Annotated in this window: 19 protein-coding genes and 3 pseudogenes; 7 read left to right on the top strand and 15 right to left on the bottom strand. The window is 44.9% G+C overall.

Annotated features, from left to right (window positions below; translation table 11 throughout):
* Positions 1-101 precede the first annotated feature (101 nt).
* Both KFE96_RS10350 and KFE96_RS10345 read left to right on the top strand, forming a co-directional pair.
* Complete coding sequence (locus tag KFE96_RS10350) at positions 102-653, top strand: TIGR00730 family Rossman fold protein (RefSeq protein WP_255832526.1); 552 nt, start codon at positions 102-104, stop codon at positions 651-653.
* Positions 654-840: 187 nt separating this feature from the next.
* A complete protein-coding gene (locus KFE96_RS10345) occupies positions 841-2,055 on the top strand; it encodes an NADP-dependent isocitrate dehydrogenase (protein ID WP_255832525.1) in 1,215 nt (404 codons plus the stop codon).
* Between the two features lie 48 nt (positions 2,056-2,103).
* Here the strand turns inward: KFE96_RS10345 and KFE96_RS10340 are convergent, their stop codons facing one another.
* The 12 genes and pseudogenes from KFE96_RS10340 to flgB form a co-directional block, all read right to left on the bottom strand.
* The gene (locus KFE96_RS10340; protein WP_255832524.1) at positions 2,104-2,670 is read right to left on the bottom strand and encodes a hypothetical protein; all 567 of its coding nucleotides are present in this window, start codon (positions 2,668-2,670) and stop codon (positions 2,104-2,106) included.
* A gap of 79 nt (positions 2,671-2,749) precedes the next feature.
* Positions 2,750-5,395, bottom strand: a complete 2,646-nt coding sequence (gene alaS / locus KFE96_RS10335; protein WP_370650581.1) for an alanine--tRNA ligase — start codon at positions 5,393-5,395, stop codon at positions 2,750-2,752.
* A gap of 201 nt (positions 5,396-5,596) precedes the next feature.
* Positions 5,597-6,667, bottom strand: a complete 1,071-nt coding sequence (gene recA / locus KFE96_RS10330; RefSeq protein WP_281501621.1) for a recombinase RecA — start codon at positions 6,665-6,667, stop codon at positions 5,597-5,599.
* A 123-nt stretch (positions 6,668-6,790) separates the two neighbouring features.
* A pseudogene (locus tag KFE96_RS18270) lies at positions 6,791-7,129 on the bottom strand (response regulator); the annotation flags it as partial.
* A gap of 150 nt (positions 7,130-7,279) precedes the next feature.
* Positions 7,280-7,960: pseudogene (locus tag KFE96_RS18265) on the bottom strand (sensor histidine kinase); the annotation flags it as partial.
* Between the two features lie 30 nt (positions 7,961-7,990).
* Positions 7,991-8,584: pseudogene (locus KFE96_RS18260) on the bottom strand (PAS domain-containing protein); the annotation flags it as partial.
* Between the two features lie 665 nt (positions 8,585-9,249).
* Positions 9,250-10,329 carry a flagellar biosynthesis protein FlhB gene (flhB, locus tag KFE96_RS10320; protein ID WP_255832521.1) on the bottom strand — a complete coding sequence of 360 codons (1,080 nt, stop codon included), beginning with the start codon at positions 10,327-10,329 and terminating at the stop codon, positions 9,250-9,252.
* Complete coding sequence (fliR, locus tag KFE96_RS10315) at positions 10,329-11,087, bottom strand: flagellar biosynthetic protein FliR (RefSeq protein ID WP_255832520.1); 759 nt, start codon at positions 11,085-11,087, stop codon at positions 10,329-10,331. The genes flhB and fliR overlap by 1 nt, the downstream gene beginning before the upstream one ends.
* Before the next feature lie 4 nt (positions 11,088-11,091).
* On the bottom strand, positions 11,092-11,355 hold the full coding sequence (fliQ, locus tag KFE96_RS10310) for a flagellar biosynthesis protein FliQ (protein WP_255832519.1): 264 nt from the start codon (positions 11,353-11,355) through the stop codon (positions 11,092-11,094).
* Between the two features lie 18 nt (positions 11,356-11,373).
* Complete coding sequence (locus KFE96_RS10305) at positions 11,374-11,697, bottom strand: flagellar hook-basal body complex protein FliE (protein WP_255832518.1); 324 nt, start codon at positions 11,695-11,697, stop codon at positions 11,374-11,376.
* Positions 11,698-11,711: 14 nt separating this feature from the next.
* On the bottom strand, positions 11,712-12,119 hold the full coding sequence (gene flgC, locus KFE96_RS10300) for a flagellar basal body rod protein FlgC (protein ID WP_255832517.1): 408 nt from the start codon (positions 12,117-12,119) through the stop codon (positions 11,712-11,714).
* 39 nt (positions 12,120-12,158) lie between these two features.
* Positions 12,159-12,584 (bottom strand): flagellar basal body rod protein FlgB, encoded by a 426-nt coding sequence (flgB, locus tag KFE96_RS10295; RefSeq protein ID WP_255832516.1) that lies wholly within the window; start codon positions 12,582-12,584, stop codon positions 12,159-12,161.
* 148 nt (positions 12,585-12,732) lie between these two features.
* Here flgB and KFE96_RS10290 point away from each other — a divergent pair, with 148 nt between their 5' ends.
* The 4 genes from KFE96_RS10290 to KFE96_RS10275 all read left to right on the top strand — a co-directional run bounded on the left by KFE96_RS10290 (position 12,733) and on the right by KFE96_RS10275 (position 14,914).
* Positions 12,733-13,059 carry an EscU/YscU/HrcU family type III secretion system export apparatus switch protein gene (locus KFE96_RS10290; RefSeq protein WP_255832515.1) on the top strand — a complete coding sequence of 109 codons (327 nt, stop codon included), beginning with the start codon at positions 12,733-12,735 and terminating at the stop codon, positions 13,057-13,059.
* Complete coding sequence (locus KFE96_RS10285; RefSeq protein ID WP_255832514.1) at positions 13,056-13,367, top strand: flagellar biosynthetic protein FliO; 312 nt, start codon at positions 13,056-13,058, stop codon at positions 13,365-13,367. Before KFE96_RS10290 ends, KFE96_RS10285 begins: the two co-directional genes overlap by 4 nt.
* Positions 13,368-13,434: 67 nt before the next feature.
* A complete protein-coding gene (fliP, locus tag KFE96_RS10280) occupies positions 13,435-14,160 on the top strand; it encodes a flagellar type III secretion system pore protein FliP (protein WP_255832513.1) in 726 nt (241 codons plus the stop codon).
* A gap of 55 nt (positions 14,161-14,215) precedes the next feature.
* Positions 14,216-14,914 carry a GPP34 family phosphoprotein gene (locus KFE96_RS10275; protein ID WP_255832512.1) on the top strand — a complete coding sequence of 233 codons (699 nt, stop codon included), beginning with the start codon at positions 14,216-14,218 and terminating at the stop codon, positions 14,912-14,914.
* Here the strand turns inward: KFE96_RS10275 and KFE96_RS10270 are convergent.
* A complete protein-coding gene (locus KFE96_RS10270; protein WP_255832511.1) occupies positions 14,907-15,968 on the bottom strand; it encodes an SMP-30/gluconolactonase/LRE family protein in 1,062 nt (353 codons plus the stop codon). The two genes, KFE96_RS10275 and KFE96_RS10270, sit on opposite strands and share 8 nt — an antisense overlap.
* A 21-nt stretch (positions 15,969-15,989) precedes the next feature.
* Complete coding sequence (locus KFE96_RS10265; RefSeq protein ID WP_255832510.1) at positions 15,990-16,373, bottom strand: VOC family protein; 384 nt, start codon at positions 16,371-16,373, stop codon at positions 15,990-15,992.
* 86 nt (positions 16,374-16,459) lie between these two features.
* Between KFE96_RS10265 and KFE96_RS10260 the strand changes: the two genes are divergently transcribed.
* On the top strand, positions 16,460-17,071 hold the full coding sequence (locus tag KFE96_RS10260; RefSeq protein WP_255832509.1) for a LysE family translocator: 612 nt from the start codon (positions 16,460-16,462) through the stop codon (positions 17,069-17,071).
* Between the two features lie 4 nt (positions 17,072-17,075).
* Here the strand turns inward: KFE96_RS10260 and KFE96_RS10250 are convergent, their stop codons facing one another.
* The gene (locus tag KFE96_RS10250) at positions 17,076-18,767 is read right to left on the bottom strand and encodes a calcium-binding protein (RefSeq protein WP_304665219.1); all 1,692 of its coding nucleotides are present in this window, start codon (positions 18,765-18,767) and stop codon (positions 17,076-17,078) included.
* Positions 18,768-18,799: the final 32 nt, after the last annotated feature.

Below are 18,799 nucleotides of genomic sequence, written 5' to 3'. Positions count from 1 at the left end.
AACAAAGCCTTAACAATCAACTGTATATATATAAAGATGATTTCGTTAAAAACATGTCAAAAGTTTGTCTAATTGTATTTTTATTCTACGAGGATATCTAAGTGCCTGAAAATAATATAAAATCTGTATGTGTATACTGCGGCTCAAGATTAGGTAACAAATCCTATTATCAAGAGTTAGCGAATAATCTTGGCGAAATGATCGCTGGGGCGGATATGTCACTTGTGTACGGCGCTGGCAGCGTTGGCTTGATGGGCGTTGTAGCTCGGGCTGCCAGAGATGCTGGTGGTAATGTTATTGGAATCATTCCCGAGCACCTCGATGATGTAGAGATTACGCAAGATGGCCTCGCCGAACTACACATAACAGACAACATGCACGAGCGTAAAAAAATGATGTTTGATCGTTCCGATGCCTTTATCGTGCTCCCCGGAGGCCTTGGTACGCTTGACGAAACTATGGAAATGATGACATGGGCGCAGCTCAGTCTGCACAAAAAACCTATCATTCTGATTAATTATAAAGACTTTTGGTCGCCACTGGTTGAGTTGATTGATCATGTGGTAAATGACGGCTTTGCATCAGATGAACACGGAAAATTGCTTACGGTTGTGGAAACGGCTGAAGAGGCAATGGAGTTGTTAAAACCATAAGAAAAGTGGGCATGTAACGGCCTGCTCAAGGAAAAATTATTGAAAAAACTTCATATTCGGCGAATTTTCCGCGTCTTAGCTCTTCAATAATCCTATTCTTGGTGATAGGGTGCGCGCAAAATTCTGGTCGAACAGTCAAGTTCGACAATAATTAGCCCGCCAGGCAACTAGCTATACTGAGGGACCTATGAGCAAAATTAGAGTAAAAAATCCTATCGTTGAAATCGACGGCGATGAAATGACACGCATCATCTGGCAGTGGATTCGTGAACGTCTTATCCAGCCATACCTAGACGTAGATCTTCTATACTATGATCTATCTGTGACAAAGCGTGACGAAACTGACGACCAGATCACAATCGACGCCGCAAATGCCATTAAAGAACATGGTGTTGGTGTGAAATGTGCGACAATTACTCCGGATGAGCAGCGCGTTGAGGAATTTGACCTTAAGAAAATGTGGCGCTCTCCAAACGGTACAATCCGCAACATTCTCGGCGGTACTGTATTCCGTGAGCCAATCATCATGCAGAACGTTCCTCGCCTGGTTCCAGGTTGGACACAGCCAATTATCATTGGCCGTCACGCATTTGGTGACCAGTACCGCGCGACAGATTTCAAAGTACCTGGCGCTGGTAAGCTAACAATGAAATTTGAGCCTGCTGACGGCGGTGAAGCGATTGAGCGTGAAATTTACGAATTCGCTGAATCAGGCGTTGCAATGGGTATGTATAACGTTGATGCATCTATCCGTGATTTCGCACGTGCATGTATGAACTACGGCCTTGCGCGTAACTACCCTGTTTACCTGTCTACCAAAAACACAATCATGAAAGCTTACGATGGTCGCTTCAAAGACCTATTCATGGAAGTGTTTGAAACAGAGTTTGAAGAAAAGTTCAAAGATGCCGGTATTTCATACGAACACCGTCTGATTGACGATATGGTTGCTTGTGCAATGAAATGGGCTGGCGGCTTCGTTTGGGCTTGTAAGAACTATGATGGTGACGTTCAGTCAGATACTGTTGCTCAGGGCTTCGGTTCCCTCGGCCTGATGACATCTGTACTTATGACACCAGATGGGAAGACAGTTGAATCTGAAGCTGCACACGGCACAGTAACTCGTCACTACCGTCAACACCAAGATGGTAAAGAAACATCGACTAACCCAATTGCTTCTATCTTTGCTTGGACACGTGGCCTTAAATACCGCGGCAAAATGGACGGTACACCAGAAGTTACAGCATTCGCTGAAGCTGTTGAGAGAGTTTGTATCGGTACAGTTGAGAGCGGCAACATGACAAAAGACCTTGCCCTTCTGATTGGCCCAAACCAAAGCTGGATGACAACAGGTCAGTTCTTCGACAAGATCGACGAGAACCTGAAAGCAGAACTTGGTTAATCAAACCAATATCCTAATACAGAAAGGCCGCTCTTTTGAGCGGCCTTTTTATTTAATAAGTGCAAATTTAAGCCGTAAATAAAATCGAAGGTAAAAAGGCACTCGAGTTCGTCTGTTATTTATTTCGTGATGGTGATTGGCTGCCACCTCAAGCGGCTTAAGATTACTTAGCCTTTCAGACCTGTCTTGTTCTGAATATCTTTGTAAACGCCCCTGTAAACCCAGCAAACTATCCGCTATAGCCAGCATATTTTTTTGTGGGACAATTCGCGGGTTTATCTGCAACATTCGTTTGTAATGCACCGATGGCTCAGTTGCCCGATCAACCGCACAAGCGGCGATAATTGCTGCTGAAGCAGAACGTGTCATACCTGATGCGCAATGAATAAAGAGCCGTGCGTCAGCCGGTAGTTTTTCAACAAATTCAATAAGCTGTTCAATCAGTTCAACTTTAATATTCGTACTTTCCAGTGGTAGCAGCAATACCGCTTGCTTTGGCAAGAAGAAGAACTTCTTCCTGCCACTTAGATTTTGTCCAATACGAATAACGTGCGTGGCTTTAAACTCTGTTGCCACTTTGAGAGCCGTAGCTCTCGCCCCAATCATAATCTGCATAGTGTGATACCGTTTAACTCAACGGCACCACATTATCATTGTTACAGATTTATGTAAGTAGTAATTGTAAAAAACTACCTTATACACCTATTGCAGCTTCAATCGCTGCAATAGCATCGGCAGCCTTTGATCCGTCAGGTCCGCCAGCTTGTGCCATATCTGGGCGCCCGCCGCCGCCTTTTCCGCCAACTGCTGCGGTACCGGCACGTACAAGCTCAACAGCATTTGCTTTATCTTTAAGATCATCTGTCACAGCTACCAAGAGACCGGCTTTGCCATGGTTAACGGCAACAAAAGCTACAACCCCACTACCAAGTGCTTTCTTGGCATCATCAGCCATACCGCGCAGGTCCTTCGGGCTAACACCGTCAAGTACCTGTCCCATAAACTTGATACCGTTGATCTCCTTGGCAGCTGGGCCAGATGAAGCACCGCCACCAAGAGCAGCTTTTTTCTTCGCTTCAGCAAGATCTTTTTCAAGCTTTTTGCGCTCAGTCTGTAGTGCAGAAATACGCTCTACCAGCTCTTCTGGTTTTGTTTTTAAGTTTAAAGATGCTTCCTGCAGCATTAAACGCTGGCTCAACAGATAATCTAGAGCAGCTGCACCAGTAAGAGCTTCAATACGGCGTACACCAGAAGAAACCGCACTTTCCGAGATAATGGTAAAGAGGCCGATATCACCAAGGCGCTTCACATGCGTACCTCCACAAAGCTCAACAGAATAGCTATCACGATCACTCTTTTCGAACTCATCTCCCATGGAGACAACACGAACTTCATCACCGTATTTTTCACCGAATAGCGCCATAGCACCAGCTTCAATAGCATCATCATAGGAAAGAAGACGTGTTACCACATCAGCATTTCCACGCACGATTGTATTTACCTTGTACTCAACAGATGTAAGTTCCTCAGCTGACATTGCTTTCGGGTGTGAGATATCAAACCGCAGACGGTCTGGCGCTACAAGAGAACCCTTCTGAGTTACATGATCACCGAGCTCACGACGGAGTACTTCATGCAGTACGTGCGTTGCTGAGTGATTTGCACGCAGCCTTGCGCGGCGTTCACCATCAACATCCATCTGAACTGATTGCCCAACACTCAGTTCACCTTCAACAACTGTTGCTTTATGAACATGAAGCGCACCAATGGCTTTCGCTGTATCAGCTACTTCAGCTCTAAAACCACCCAGGCTGATAATACCTGTGTCACCCATCTGGCCACCAGATTCACCGTAGAATGGTGTCTGGTTCGTGAGGATTGATACTTCTTCACCAGCAGACGCTTTTTCAACACGTTCGCCATCTTTTACAATAGCAACAACCTGACCTTCAGCGCTTTCAGATGTATAACCAACAAACTCAGTCGCGCCGTGTTCATCACGGATATCAAACCAAACTTTCTCTGTCGCAGCATCACCTGAACCTGACCATGCAGCGCGGGCTTTGGCACGTTGCTCATCCATAGCAACATTGAAGCCGTCTACATCAACTTTCAAATCCTGACTGCGAAGAGCATCTTGTGTTAAGTCAAGCGGGAAACCATAAGTATCATAAAGTTTGAACGCCACATCACCAGCAAGTGTATCACCTGAGATTTTAGACACTTCATCATCAAGAAGACGCAAGCCTTTATCCAGCATCTGGCGGAATTTGCCTTCTTCAAGCTTCAGTGTTTCGCCGATCAATGCTTCAGCGCGAGTAAGCTCCGGGAATGCCTGGCCCATCTCGCCTACGAGCGCAGGTACAAGCTGATGCATCACCAAATCTTTAGCACCTAAAAGGTGCGCATGACGCATAGCCCGGCGCATAATACGGCGTAGCACATAGCCGCGTCCTTCGTTTGACGGCAGAACACCATCAGCGATAAGGAAGCTACCTGCGCGCAGGTGATCAGCTATCACACGGTGTGATGCAGCTGTATTTTCATTTTCACTAGCGCCAGTTGCTTCAATAGACGCATCAATAAGGCGTCGGAACGTATCAATAGAATAGTTATCATGCGTACCCTGCATTACAGCAGCCATACGCTCAAGCCCCATACCTGTGTCAATACTTGGTTTCGGTAGGTTCTCCCGGCCTTCAGCAGTTTGTTCATACTGCATGAATACAAGGTTCCAAATTTCTACAAAACGGTCACCATCTTCCTCTGGTGTACCAGGAGGGCCGCCCCAAATATGATCGCCATGATCATAGAAAATCTCGGAACATGGGCCGCAAGGGCCTGTATCACCCATGGACCAGAAATTATCATTGGTAGCAATACGAATGATTTTTTCGTCCGGCAGGCCAGCAATTTTCTTCCAAAGGTCGAAAGCCTCATCGTCGGTGTGATAAACAGTTACACAAAGCTTATCTTTATTTACGCCGTATTCCTTAGTGATCAATTCCCAAGCATGAGAGATGGCTTCATCTTTGAAGTAATCACCAAAGGAGAAATTCCCCAGCATTTCAAAGAATGTATGGTGACGTGCCGTGTAGCCAACATTATCGAGATCATTATGTTTACCACCTGCACGCACACATTTTTGCGAAGAAGTAGCACGTGTATAATCGCGGGTTTCTGCGCCAGTGAATACATTTTTAAACGGAACCATCCCCGCATTTGTAAACAACAGGGTTGGGTCGTTAATTGGTACAAGTGGTGAAGACGGAACAACCTCGTGGCCGTTTTTCTTGAAGAAATCCAGGAATGTTTTCCTGATATCATTTGCACCTGACATAGAACCGGACATAGAAAGCCTCAAATCAATAATACTGTTTGCATGCACGCGCATGCGGCCATGTTTTCCGCCGTTTTAACCTTCATTCCCACCAGTGTCCAGCAGTGAGCGCAAAGTTGAGGCATATAAACCAACAATTTTGTCGATTACAGAAAAAGGGGCAGCAAAAGCCGCCCCTTTTTCATACATATAGCTTTATGATTAGTCGTCTTCTTTGCGTTCAGACGGATCCATCAACATAGCTTCGTTCACAAGGCCCGCATTCTTACGAATTTCATGCTCAATCTCTTGTGCCACTTCTTCATTCTCTTTCAGGAAACGCTTCGCATTTTCACGGCCTTGCCCGATACGTTGGCTTGAGTAACTGTACCAGGAGCCCGATTTCTCAACCACACCGGCTTTCACGCCAAGGTCGAGAACCTCGCCCATCTTGGAAACACCCTCACCATACATAATATCAAACTCAACTTGTTTGAACGGCGGTGCTAGTTTATTTTTCACCACTTTCACACGGGTTGCGTTACCAACGATCTCATCTTTTTCTTTGATGGCTCCGGTGCGGCGTATATCAAGACGAACAGATGCGTAGAATTTTAGTGCATTACCACCTGTTGTTGTCTCAGGGCTACCGTACATCACACCAATTTTCATACGAATCTGGTTGATGAAAATAACGATAGTTTTGGACTTATTAATCGAACCAGTAAGCTTACGAAGCGCTTGGCTCATCAAGCGTGCCTGAAGGCCAACGTGACTATCACCCATTTCGCCCTCAAGTTCAGCGCGCGGCGTAAGGGCTGCCACAGAATCGACAACAAGAATATCAATCGCACCCGAACGAACCAGCGTATCTGTAATCTCAAGCGCCTGCTCGCCTGTATCAGGTTGGCTAACAAGAAGCTCGTTTACATCAACACCAAGCTTGCGTGCATATACGGGGTCAAGCGCATGCTCGGCATCAACGAACGCTGCAATACCACCAGCTTTCTGACATTCTGCCACTGCATGAAGTGCTAGTGTTGTTTTACCTGAACTTTCAGGGCCGTAAACCTCAATGATACGGCCTTTAGGCAAACCGCCAATGCCAAGCGCAATATCAAGGTTCAATGAGCCAGTGGAAATAGCTTCAACTTCAATATTATTATCTTTCTGGCCGAGCTTCATAACAGAGCCCTTGCCGAAAGCCCGATCGATCTGACCCAGCGCAGCTTCTAGCGCTTTATTCTTGTCCATGGACGTTCCTTTAACCAACTGTAATTCAGGCATTGACATTATCTGGTCTCCTTATTCCACAGGGCGTCCGCCCATGCAATGGAATGTTTTGTACCATCTTTGTTCTTTCTTGCCAATGATTTTTGTTCTTTTTTTGTTCCCAACCAATCATATAGTAGAAAACTAGCTTAATATCATCTTCACTTTTTCTGCTAAGTCATTGAGAGAAAAAGGTTTTGGAAGGAATTGAAATTCTTCCGCCTCAAGGTTTTTACGGAACATATCTTCTGCATACCCTGAAACAAAAATCACAGGAAGATCAGGAAAATCTTTTCTTGCCTCTTTCACAAGCGTTGGCCCATCCATCGTCGGCATAATTACATCCGAGATCAGCAAATCAATAGTTTCCTCACTGGTTTGCAATATCTCTAAACCAGCCTCACCTGAATCAGCTTCCAGCACTTTATAGCCCTTATTTGACAGTGCACGACATGCAAACATGCGAACAGGCGCTTCATCTTCCACAACAAGGATGGTCCCCTTACCCGTCAGATCTTTTGCCGCCTTTTCTTCTTCTTTTTCTTCTTCAACTTCTGAAGCCGTGACTGAATGCGCTTTAAGGAACACTAAAAAGCTTGTGCCGCGCCCCTCTTCTGAATCAACAAACACGAAGCCGCCAGTTTGTTTTACAATTCCGTATACTGTAGCAAGTCCTAAACCAGTTCCCTGCCCTACTGATTTGGTGGTGAAAAACGGTTCGAAAATCTTATTAAGATTATCTTTTGGAATGCCACACCCTGTGTCTTTCACTTCAATCAGCACGTAATCATCAGGCGTCATAATATCAAAACGGTCAATATAAGCGTGCGTTGGACCAATCATACTGGTGGTAATTTCAAGCTTACCACCCTCAGGCATTGCATCCCGAGCATTAACAGCCAGATTTATGATAACCTGCTCAAGCTGACCCTGGTCCACCTTAACAGGAAGAAGGTCTCGGCCATGAACTACCTGTAAATCAATATTTTCGCCAATCAACCTGCGAATAAGATTGGAAATCTCTGCCAGAATATCTGTAAGCATCAACACCTTTGGACGCAGGGTCTGCTGGCGAGAAAATGCGAGTAACTGGCGCACCAAATTGGCGGCTCGGTTCGCATTTTGTTTAATCTGAATAATATCGGAAAATGACTGATCGCCTGCATCGTGACGCACCAACAATAGGTCACAAAACCCAATAATTGCTGTCAGCAGATTATTAAAATCGTGTGCAACACCACCTGCAAGCTGACCAACCGCTTGCATTTTCTGCGCCTGTACGAATTGACGTTCCAGGCTCTTTTCTTGTGTTGTATCAATAAGGTAGAGAATAGCGTGTGGTTCACCTCCCTTAGTGATACATGTAGAGTAGATTTGCCCTAGCCGCTCAGGCTGCGTGTTGAAAACAATATCAAGCGGTACAGAAGATGGTCGTCCATCATAGGCGAACTCAATAATCTGTTGCAGCTCCTCTCTATCTTCCTGTTTAACCAACTCAAGAACACTATCACCTACAGCTACATTTTTCCCCGCAGCATGTAATTTTAACGGTTGGTTAAATTCAGTGATACCTCCCTCACGGTCCACGACAGCAATCGCAACAGGGGCAGCATCAAAAATTGGGTCGATCAAAAACTCTCTGCTATCGTCCAACGCAATCTGACGAAGGTGATCAAGCTTACGGATAATACGGTAACGCCCAAGGTAACGATCACTTTCTCTAGTTTGAAGCGGCACATCAACCACTTCAACATCAATTCCTTGCCGACTGCTAACAAGTAACTGGGTATCATCATGCTTTAGGCTAACCTTATGCGGAACGCCATCCTCATCACCAAGCCGAAGCCATTCACGAAGAACCCGATTAAGAAAATGCGGCTTACCATTCCGGTCTTCTAGTAGTACACCACATTCAAGTTGGTCAAAAATAGGTTCCATCCAGCGAGAAAAACTGGCTCGTTCATGAACCAACCTTTCAACATCGTTATCCCTGAAGGCCTGCCAGACGATATAACGGCCTATCCGGCGTCCTGATACGGTAACGGAACCACCTCTCCCCTGAATAACATCCTTGGCCTGCCCAACCTGAGCAACTCGGTGCAAAAGACGCTTAACCTGCGTTCTTCCATCCTCGGAAAGAGCTAGCTCATTAACGCTGGTGAAATTGGAACCTGCCATCTTTTCAAAGGCATAATTGTTGGTAACAGATGTACCATCCACATCCGTAATCAGGAGTGCCCTACGATCATTTGAAGCTAAAGCATTCAACAGTTCCAGATCCATCACTTCCTGACGATGTCCCGGATCATCTAGATTTCTCAAAGCGCGAAATATTGTAAAAGCAGTCAAAACGAGAATGATAGAACCAACTAAAATCGCACTTTTGCTACCCCAAAACAAATAAGCCAACAGAGAAACACCACCAGCTCCAAACAACCCAGATAAAGCAATCGCCAATAGCTTAAAGGCAGATTTGACCTCATTATCAAGAAGAGCTTCACGAATAGGTTTAGGCAAGCGGCTTTCCATACAGACCTCATTTTAAAAACTGGAACCAAACATTACTTAGGTATCCAAACAATATGCAAGAGCATATCGGGGCTTTAGCTTGGTTTCAGGCCTGCACGCCTGAGTTTCATAATATAACTAATCACTTCAGCAACGGCCTTATAGTGATCAGGTGGAATTTCTTCATCAAGCTCCACAGATGCATGTAGTGCACGCGCAAGAGGTGGGTTTTCCATAATAGGAATATCATTTTCCTCAGCAATACCCCTAATACGCATAGCAACGTCATCCACCCCCTTCGCCACAAGCACGGGTACTTCCATGGTTTCATGTTTATATTCAAGAGCAACTGCATAATGGGTTGGGTTAGTGATCACTACATCAGCTTTTGGAACATTAGACATCATGCGCTGGTTATGTCGTTCATAGCGGATTTGTCTTAGCCGTGCTTTTACCTTAGGGTCACCATCCGTTTGTTTTTGCTCGTCTTTTACTTCCTGCTTGGTCATTCTCAGGTTTTTCACGTGCTGATAGCTTTGATAAGAATAATCAATAGCTGCAACAACAGTAAGAACTATAATAACGCCTATTAAAAGTTTGATAGCCAGCAATTTGATGAATGTTAAAATTTCGATGGGAGCCATTAGCATGATGATATCAAGCTTTTCCCTTTCAGGGTAAACGATCAGAAACAGTACCCCTCCAACCGCTGCAAGCTTTGCCGATATCTTTCCGAACTCTACAAAAAAACGAGATGAGAAAATCTTCTTAAACCCTTTCATTAACGAAAGGTTTTTCAAATCCGGTTTAACTTTTTCTGTTGTAAGAATAAAAGGCTTTTGCATTCTATTTGCTGCAATCGCGGCAATCACAAAAATACCAAGCGGTAATGCCATTATGGTATATATATCGCGAAACAACCTCGATACCACATCAACATAATCTACATCTGATGCAGTTAAGGAATGAGTCTGGCTTAAAAAACCTTGAAGCGGTGCCATCACGCCACGTGCAAAGCTATCACCAAATCCGGCCAACACCCCTGCTGCTACAAGCAACATCAACCATGTTTTTAATTCTTGGCTTTGAGCCACCTCACCTTTTTCTTCAGCTTCTCTAAGCCTTTTTGCGGTGGGTTCTTCAGTTTTCTGGCTTTCATCCTGTTCTTCCGCCATTATCCAAGCATCCCAAGAAGAAGTTCTTCAAATCGCCCAAGGAAAAGTGACATCAAAGAGCCTAAAAGCAAGGCCATTAATAGAAAGCCCATCGCGAGGTTCAGAGGCAAGCCCACAAAAAAGACCTGAAAACCAGGGATCATTCGAGAAACAAGCCCCAAGCTTATATTAAAAACCATAGCGTAAACAATGAATGGCGCTGCCATTTGAAAACCCAGTGCGAAGCTACTGGAAACAGATTGTGTCGCAGCAGAAGCAAAATCCGCAAATGGGATAGCTTCACCAATTGGAAAATTTGTATAGCTATATACAATAGCCATAATCATTGTGTGGTGCAGGTCCGTTACAAGAACAAGAGTAACAGCTACAAGATTCATAAAAGCCGCTACAATAACGCTCTGAGTACCTTGAGCAGGGTCAAATGATTGAGCAGCGGCCAAGCCCGTCTGAAACGCAATTACAGAACCAGCAACATGAGTTGCTGACATTAGAAAACGCATAGCCATTCCAATCATTGACCCAATCAATAACTCCCGTGCAGCCATAACTGTCATTGTCAGAACACTATCAGGGAGCGCAGGAATGGTTGATTGAATGCTTGGATACGTAACGAGTGCTAGAAGGATAGCGAACCCCGCCCGGACACGTTTGGGGATACTTCTATCCCCCAGAACCGGAACAACAAGAAAAATTGCAGCCAACCGGATTGATATAAGAATAAAGCCGAAAGCTTCCTGTGGCAGAACATCACCGAGCACGGAACTAGCCGCCTACGATACGTTCAGAAATACGCATCATAAAGTCCCCCATCAGGCGGCCCATATATGGCATCAAAATTAAAATTGCACCAAAAACGGCGATGATTTTTGGTACAAATGTTAACGTCATTTCCTGTAACTGGGTTAGCGCCTGAAAGAAAGCGATTGCAAGGCCAACAACCAATCCAACACCAAGAATTGGGCTGACTACATACAATAATGTGGTGAGCGCATCCCGAGCGACATCCATTACCTCAAGATCGGTCATAAAATCCCCAAATACGCTTTAGATTGGCATCTTGATAATGTCGTTATAGGCGGAAATTACTTTATCACGCACTGTTACAACGGTTTCAACAACCAATTCTGCATTGGAAACGGCTGTAGCAACATCAACCATATCAGCTTCATCAACAAGAGCTTTAGCCGCTGTTACCTCAGTATTAGCGGTTGCTGCTTTCACATCACCTAAAGCGTCATCGATCAAACCAGAAAAGGCAGAACCACCAGAACCTACACCATCTTGCCCTTCACGAGCACCAATGCCATTTTGAAGCTGCTTGGAAGCTTGAGAATAAGCGCTAAGAGCGTCTAGCTGTTTAATATTCATCTAACCTCTCCTACTTAGCGAAGCAATTCAAGCGTCATTGTCGCCATGCGGCGGCTCGCTTCTAGAGCATTCAGGTTTGACTGATATGTACGCTGCGCCTGCCGCATGTCCATCAATTCAATCAAACCATTTACATTTGATGTTTTAATATAACCAGAAGCATCTGCTGCTGGATTACCTGGATCGTATTTCTTACCGAACTCTGCCTGATCATAATCAATACCGTCAGCTTGAACCAGCGCTACACCATTTGCACGGTCCAGCTCACTACTGAAAGTAACGATCTTTCTGCGATAAGGGTCCGCACCAGGGTCTGATGCAACAGAATTCTGGTTAGCAATGTTTTCAGATATCACTCGCATCCGTACAGTTTGCGCTCGCAAACCAGCAGCTGATGCCATCATCGCCTTTTGAAGATCCATTTAAAACCTCAACTTAGAAACGGTGTTAAGCGTTCTGGCTTATTGCCGCTTGCCAAGAGCCGTTTTCAACAGCCCTACATTCTTTTTATAAAGGTTCACAACCATGCCATATTGCATCTGATTATTAGCCACCTTTAACATTTCTTCTTCCAGAACCACATTGTTTCCAACAAGTGATTCTTCACCTTCATCATTTTTCTCTACACTGAAGTTCTTCCCTGCAACGCCACCATCCGCCGTGATATGGCGTTCGTGGTTCGTACGCATCTTCATAGATGGTTTTGCTTGATCACCACCAGAAAGATTATCAACCAATTGAGAAAAATCCTGTTTAGCCAGTTGCTTAGCTTTATAGCCAGGGGTATCTGCGTTGGACACATTTTCACTAAGCACAGCCTGATTTTGGTTAAGCCAAGCCATACGCTTCTTAAGCGCTGCCATGAGTGGTAAGGAATTTATATCCATCTTTGCCCCGCAATTTTACGCAGATATACAGATTTACAGTACACTAACATGCCATAAGGCCAGTTAACAAGTTCCAAACACTGGAAAAAAACCTAACTACCTTCATCAAGTCCTTGCAATTTATTCACTATTAGCGCTCAATAGCCTTATGAATTCAGGAAACGATCAGGAAAAAGACCCAACGAAAGTTGTTGCTGTCAAACAGCATTCCAAAGCCTTGGCTCCGGTTATCACAGCTAAAGCAGAAGGTGCTTTGGCTGACAGACTTCTGGAAATTGCCTTTTCTAAAGATGTGAAGGTTCGTCAGGATAAAGATCTTACCGAACTTTTAAGTGCGTTAGATGTTGATTGCCCTGTCCCTCTCGAAGCATTAAATACTGTTTCAATCATTTTAGAGCGTGTATATGCCGAGAATGAAAAAATGAAACGCCAACGTGAACAAACCAGACAGCAAGAAGGGCAACAAAAAGCATGATTGGAGATACTCTCGTCGCTTTTGCAGCTTTGCTGTTTGTACTAGCATTAATGGTGGGCATGTCATGGGCGGTTAAGCGCCTTGGCCTACTTCCCGGCCAACCTCGCATTAAAGGCGGCGAGAAACAACTGGAAGTCCTTGAAAGCAAGCTTCTTGATGGCCGCAATCGCCTGGTTGTTGTCCGGTGGAAAAATAAAGAATATTTAATCGCCACAAACCCCGGCGGAACACAAACTATTTCAGAAGCAGATATTGCCTTTAAAGAGTTAGTTGAAAAAGATGAAACACCTGAAGATAAACTCTCTTAAATTTCATAAGGGCTTGATCCTAAAATCCTTTTTCTTTTTCCTACCTCTTTTGGTAGCAGGCTCTTTTATGTTTGCCCCCGATGCGCTGGCACAGGAACCACCAGGCATAAATATCAACCTTGGTGAAAGTGGCACGTTAAGTGGCCGCGTGGTTCAAATGATCCTTTTACTTACGGTGCTTAGCCTTGCGCCAAGTATTTTGATCATGATGACCAGCTTCACTCGTATGGTGATTGTATTTTCCCTTCTCAGAAGCGCTATGGGAACCCAGCAAACACCGCCTAACATGGTGATCATCTCACTTGCTCTGTTCCTAACCGGCTATGTAATGGCCCCTACCCTCACCGAGGTTTATACCCTTGGTATTGAACCGCTAGTGAACGAAGAAATTGATGAGGTTGAGGCCTATAACCGCGCCTCAGTACCGCTTAGAAACTTTATGCTTTCACAAGTAAGAGAGAAAGACCTCGCTTTATTTGTGGATCTATCGGGCGAAAACATCTCTACTACCACACCAGATACAGTTCCCATGACAACATTGGTACCAGCTTTCATGATTAGTGAGATCAGGCGTGCCTTTGAAATTGGGTTCCTTCTTTATATCCCATTTGTAGTGATTGATATGGTGGTTGCTTCCATCCTGATGTCTATGGGTATGATGATGTTACCCCCGGTTATGATTGCCACCCCATTCAAGCTAATTTTCTTTGTTTTGGTGGATGGTTGGAACTTGGTTGCAGGTTCACTGGTTCAAAGTTTTGGTCAGGCACCACCACCCGGAGTGGGCGGGTAAAATCTTGAATTATCTCCCTTTATTCCAATATATTCTATTGCGAGGGAGAAATTAGATGACAAATCAAAAAGATAATCTCTATTTCCATGAAGAAATTATGCTGCTTTCACTCCGTGAGGAGGATGGAAAGCTAGAGACAAATGCAGCTTATATTTACGGAAGCCACGTTGCCTCTGCCGTTATGGCCGAACTGATCATGCTTGGTCGGATTGAAGTTCAAAAAGACGACAATTTCACAGTGAAATTACTTTCAAACGAACAAACCGAAAATGAGCTACTTAATACGGCCCTCAACCTTGTAAACGAAGACAAGAAAGATCGAGGAGCCAGCCACTGGCTTTCAAAATTTGCCACAATCAAAAACTTACGAGAACGTATTGCAGAAGGCCTGTGTGGGCGAGGCATCCTTAAAGCCGTTGAAGGGAAAGCCTTTTTCTTCTTTGATAAAACCTATTACCCAGAACTGAACCCGAGACCAGAACAAGATTTGGTTGCCCGGCTTGAAAAAGCTATTTTCACAGAAACCAGAGAAATTGACGAACGCACATTGGTGCTTCTGTCACTTCTTAGAAAATCAGAACTTCTGAAAATTCCGTTTGAAGGCAAGGCTCTAAAAGAACGTCGCCACCGGATGAAGGAAATCACAGAGGGTAATCTTGTTAGTGAAGCAGCACAGAAAGCCGCGGAAGCTGCACAAACCGCCATTATGGTTGCCACCATGGTTCCCATCATGGTGACAACAGTTATTACCTAAGCTTAAAACGCACAATCTGCGGGGCTTCAAGACTGCCTAAATAGAGCTGATCACCCACCTGCTCCGCAGATGTAATCATAAACACTTTATCGCCGTCCCGGTCATGAAGGGTGCGAACAACTTCACCCCGTTCATTAAGGCCAATAACCGTGCCTTGCTTAATAGCGGACGGCTGCATAAAAGTTGGTAATTTCGATATGAGCCCCTTTAGCCACGGTGTTGGATGAGCACTATCCATAGCGGGGTTTCTAGGGCTTGGGATAGCAAGCCAGAAGATACCATTTCTGTTCGCGGAAACACCATCAGGGAAACCTGGCAAATTATCGATAAAGATATCGCTTGTGCCTGCCTTTTCCCCTTTCAGCCAATAGCGCGTAATGCGGTACCGGCCAGTTTCATTCACGAGCACGAAATCCTCATTCTTTGAAAGTGCAATACCATTAGCGAAATAAAGCCCATCGAGGAGCAGGCTCGTTTCACCCGTTGCAGGATCATAAGAAAGTAACCTCCCATGCCCGCGGGCTTCCAGCAGATCAAGGCGGTAGTCAGGCTGATTATACTTATCACTTGCGTCCGAGAAATAAATCTTACCATCACTCGCGATATCAAGATCATCAGCAAACTCAAATGGCCTGCCACTATGCTCGGTTGAAAGAACTGTCATTTCACCGCTTGGAGAGAAAGAAAGCAGCCCCTTCCATGCATCTGCTACAATAAGGTTGCCTGCATTATCAAAATGAAGACCAAGCGGCCTGCCACCTTCAATAGTTGCGAATGTTTCCTGATTTTTACCATCTGACGAAAGACGAATAACCCGCCCATCATGAAGCCCGCCATAGATACGCCCTTCAGCATCTACAGCAACATCTTCTGGGCCGTGTCCATCCTGAAGAGAAAGCACTTCTGCACCGTGCAGATCATCATTAAAGGAAAAATCCCCGGTAAAGCCTTTGTCCATCGGTGGCTCGTAAGAAACAGCATCAATATTTGAAGGCCATACCAGAAACACGCCAAGTGCGGCCCCTAAACCATATCCAATCCACTTTGCCTTCATAACATCCCCCTTTAATTAATGTTAAGGCGCGTCACCAACCTGTTCCCAAAGTTCTATTTTCGTGCCTTCTGGGTCAACAATCCATGCAAATTTACCATAATCATGGTTTTCAGGCTCCCCAACCAGTTCAATCCCTTTGGTTTTCAACTTCGACAGGAAAGCATCCAGATCATCCACACGCAGGTTAATCATGAATTCTTTTTCAGATGGTTTAAAATAGTCGGTTTCCTGCTTAAAAGGCCCCCAAACGCTATAACCGCCCTTGTTATCATCAGCCAGAAAATTAGAACCATATCCATCAAACGGAAATTCCAGTACTTCTCGGTACCATTTAACAAGCCCATCCACATCCCGGCATTTAACGAATATGCCACCAAGGCCAGTAATTTTTCCTATTTCACCCATTTGTGTCTCCTCTTCCCTAAAGGCAATCTAGCGGAATTACCTGTTTTCTGCTACGGGAGATGCGATTTTATCTGTAAAGGTGCTTTATGACATTTGAATCCAGCCTAGCATTTATCGTTGCCATGATCGTATTCGCAGGCTCTCCGGGCCCTGGAAACTTCGCGGTTATTGCGCAGGCAATTTCAAAGGGATCAAAGTCTGCTTTTGCTCTTCTGACAGGTATCACCTTTGGTGATCTTACATACCTTCTCGGTGCATTTTACGGGCTAGGCTATATTGCCTCTGAACTTGAACTTGTTTTTATCGTCATCAAATACCTTGGTGCAGCTTACCTGCTTTGGATGGCCTATCAAGCTTTCACAAGTTCAACAGAAGCTGCTGATTTAGAACAAGTAAAAGCTAAAACTGGCCGTACACTGATAACAGGCTTTACGATAAGCATCAGCAACCCAAAGGTCATTGTTTTCTATCTGGCATTTTTGCCAACTTTCCTTGACCTCAAAGCCGCGACAGGCGCTGATATACTATTGGTTATGGTTCTCACTGTTCTGGTTATATATGGGGTTATAGGCTTTTACATTGTCAGCGCAGCGAGACTACGGACAAAGTTAAACCAGCCCCGTGCTAGGCGCTGGTTTAACAGAATTACTGGGGGCATGCTAACTGCCGCTAGTATTGCTGTGGCGACAAGAGGCTAAAAGTTTAGCTCAGCACTATATTAACGGTACTATTCTCGAAATCTGCCAATGTCAGACCACGAATAAATATCTCCCCACCGCCTGTATCAATAACAACACCATTCACCTCGGTGCCTGATAATGCATCTGTCCTCGTTTCATTGGAGATAAAGTCAGCGATATCAGCAATCGAACTCAGGTCTGTAGCGGTATTAGCCAAAAACAAAGTATCATCGCCTATACTAAAATCGAGAATTTCATCATTGCCGTGTGTATTGGCGAAATAGAAAATATCGGCACCATCACCACCCGTTAGGGTATCATTACCAGCGCCACCAAATATACTGTCATCACCGCTACCTGCATCGATTGTGTCATTTCCAGCACCGCCAAAAAGTTGATCTTCATCAGCACCACCGTCAACTGAATCGCTTAAGGCGCCAGCAAAAATAACGTCGTTTCCTGCTCCACCATTCAAGGTATCGTTAAACAGTACATTACCGCTGCTTTCACGCCCTCCAAATATGGTGTCATCACCACCACTGGCTTCAATAAAATCAGCGCCATCACCACCGCCTAGGATATCAGCGCCCAAAACACCATAGAGGGTATCATCACCCACCCCTGCAAAAGCGACATTACTGGCTGTGCTACTGGTTATTTGTTCTCCGCTCTGGAAAGTACCATCTTGGTTTTCGTCATCAAAACCACCTACGATAAGTATGTCATTGCCTGCACCACCAAAAAGCACATTGCTTTCGGCATCAATAGCCGATGTTGAAAGTTCATCTGTACCAGAAACATTACCAACACCGCCAACAACCGTATCATTACCAGCCCCAGCCCCTATGGTATCTGAGCCCAGTCCCCCAATGAACAGATCATTACCTTCGTCATTAGGTCCTGCAAAAATTTCATCGTCTCCCGCGCCGCCGAAGGCTATATCATCTCCGTTTCCACCAGATACAAAATCATTGCCGTCGCCCGCTTCTATATAATCATTACCGTTTTCGCCTCTAATATTATCAGCGCCATCAGCACCATCTATTGTATCGTTTCCACTACCGCCCTCTATCCTGTCCCCAGCAGTCCCGCCTATTAAAGTGTCATCACCCGTAAAGCCATCAAGCGTTGTAGATTGATCAGCAAACCCAACTAAAAGATCGTTAAATTCGGAACCAAATAGCTGAGAGATATTGATAAGAACGTCACCTTCAGCATGCCCCCCCGAAGGGTTTTCACCCGTAGCAAGATTAATTGAGACTGCCTCATCAGAAGAGAAATACAGCGCTGCAGAATTAGAACCTTCTGCACCAATTAAAGTATCATCACCTTCAAAGCCTTGAAGAAAATCCGTGCCTCCATTGCCATCAAGAATATTGTCAGCTTCATTCCCGAATATTTCATCAGCAAAAACAGAACCGATAATGTTTTCGTAATTAGTAAGAATATCAAAGGCACCGGAGCCAGCTATAGGGTTGGGAAAGCCAACAACCAGACCAATGGATGTCATGAGGATGCCTTCGGAAGAAGCACTGTAATCAATGGTATCAACACCCTCACCACCATCAAGCTGATCCGCCCCCAAACCGCCGATTAAGGTATCATCACCTGCTCCACCTAGAATAGAATCATTCCCGCCCAAGCCTCGAATAACATCGTTACCATCTGTACCAATTAAGGTATCATCATTTTCAGTACCTAAAATATCAGTCATACGCCCCAACCATTGCAACTAATAGAAAACAA

Source organism: Kordiimonas sp. SCSIO 12603 (assembly GCF_024398035.1).
Lineage (GTDB): Bacteria > Pseudomonadota > Alphaproteobacteria > Sphingomonadales > Kordiimonadaceae > Kordiimonas.
Note: the sequence above shows the minus strand (reverse complement) of the source record. Positions and strands in the feature narration are given on the sequence as shown.

Excerpts from the sequence above, each read along its gene's own strand:
- KFE96_RS10345 (WP_255832525.1), top strand. The coding sequence starts at position 841 with ATGAGCAAAATTAGAGTAAAAAATCCTATCGTTGAAATCGACGGCGAT.
- KFE96_RS10340 (WP_255832524.1), bottom strand. The coding sequence starts at position 2,670 with ATGCAGATTATGATTGGGGCGAGAGCTACGGCTCTCAAAGTGGCAACA.
- alaS (WP_370650581.1), bottom strand. The coding sequence starts at position 5,395 with ATGTCAGGTGCAAATGATATCAGGAAAACATTCCTGGATTTCTTCAAG.
- recA (WP_281501621.1), bottom strand. The coding sequence starts at position 6,667 with ATGTCAATGCCTGAATTACAGTTGGTTAAAGGAACGTCCATGGACAAG.
- flhB (WP_255832521.1), bottom strand. The coding sequence starts at position 10,329 with ATGGCGGAAGAACAGGATGAAAGCCAGAAAACTGAAGAACCCACCGCA.
- fliQ (WP_255832519.1), bottom strand. The coding sequence starts at position 11,355 with ATGACCGATCTTGAGGTAATGGATGTCGCTCGGGATGCGCTCACCACA.
- KFE96_RS10305 (WP_255832518.1), bottom strand. The coding sequence starts at position 11,697 with ATGAATATTAAACAGCTAGACGCTCTTAGCGCTTATTCTCAAGCTTCC.
- flgC (WP_255832517.1), bottom strand. The coding sequence starts at position 12,119 with ATGGATCTTCAAAAGGCGATGATGGCATCAGCTGCTGGTTTGCGAGCG.
- flgB (WP_255832516.1), bottom strand. The coding sequence starts at position 12,584 with ATGGATATAAATTCCTTACCACTCATGGCAGCGCTTAAGAAGCGTATG.
- KFE96_RS10290 (WP_255832515.1), top strand. The coding sequence starts at position 12,733 with ATGAATTCAGGAAACGATCAGGAAAAAGACCCAACGAAAGTTGTTGCT.
- KFE96_RS10285 (WP_255832514.1), top strand. The coding sequence starts at position 13,056 with ATGATTGGAGATACTCTCGTCGCTTTTGCAGCTTTGCTGTTTGTACTA.
- fliP (WP_255832513.1), top strand. The coding sequence starts at position 13,435 with ATGTTTGCCCCCGATGCGCTGGCACAGGAACCACCAGGCATAAATATC.
- KFE96_RS10275 (WP_255832512.1), top strand. The coding sequence starts at position 14,216 with ATGACAAATCAAAAAGATAATCTCTATTTCCATGAAGAAATTATGCTG.
- KFE96_RS10270 (WP_255832511.1), bottom strand. The coding sequence starts at position 15,968 with ATGAAGGCAAAGTGGATTGGATATGGTTTAGGGGCCGCACTTGGCGTG.
- KFE96_RS10265 (WP_255832510.1), bottom strand. The coding sequence starts at position 16,373 with ATGGGTGAAATAGGAAAAATTACTGGCCTTGGTGGCATATTCGTTAAA.
- KFE96_RS10260 (WP_255832509.1), top strand. The coding sequence starts at position 16,460 with ATGACATTTGAATCCAGCCTAGCATTTATCGTTGCCATGATCGTATTC.
- KFE96_RS10250 (WP_304665219.1), bottom strand. The coding sequence starts at position 18,767 with ATGACTGATATTTTAGGTACTGAAAATGATGATACCTTAATTGGTACA.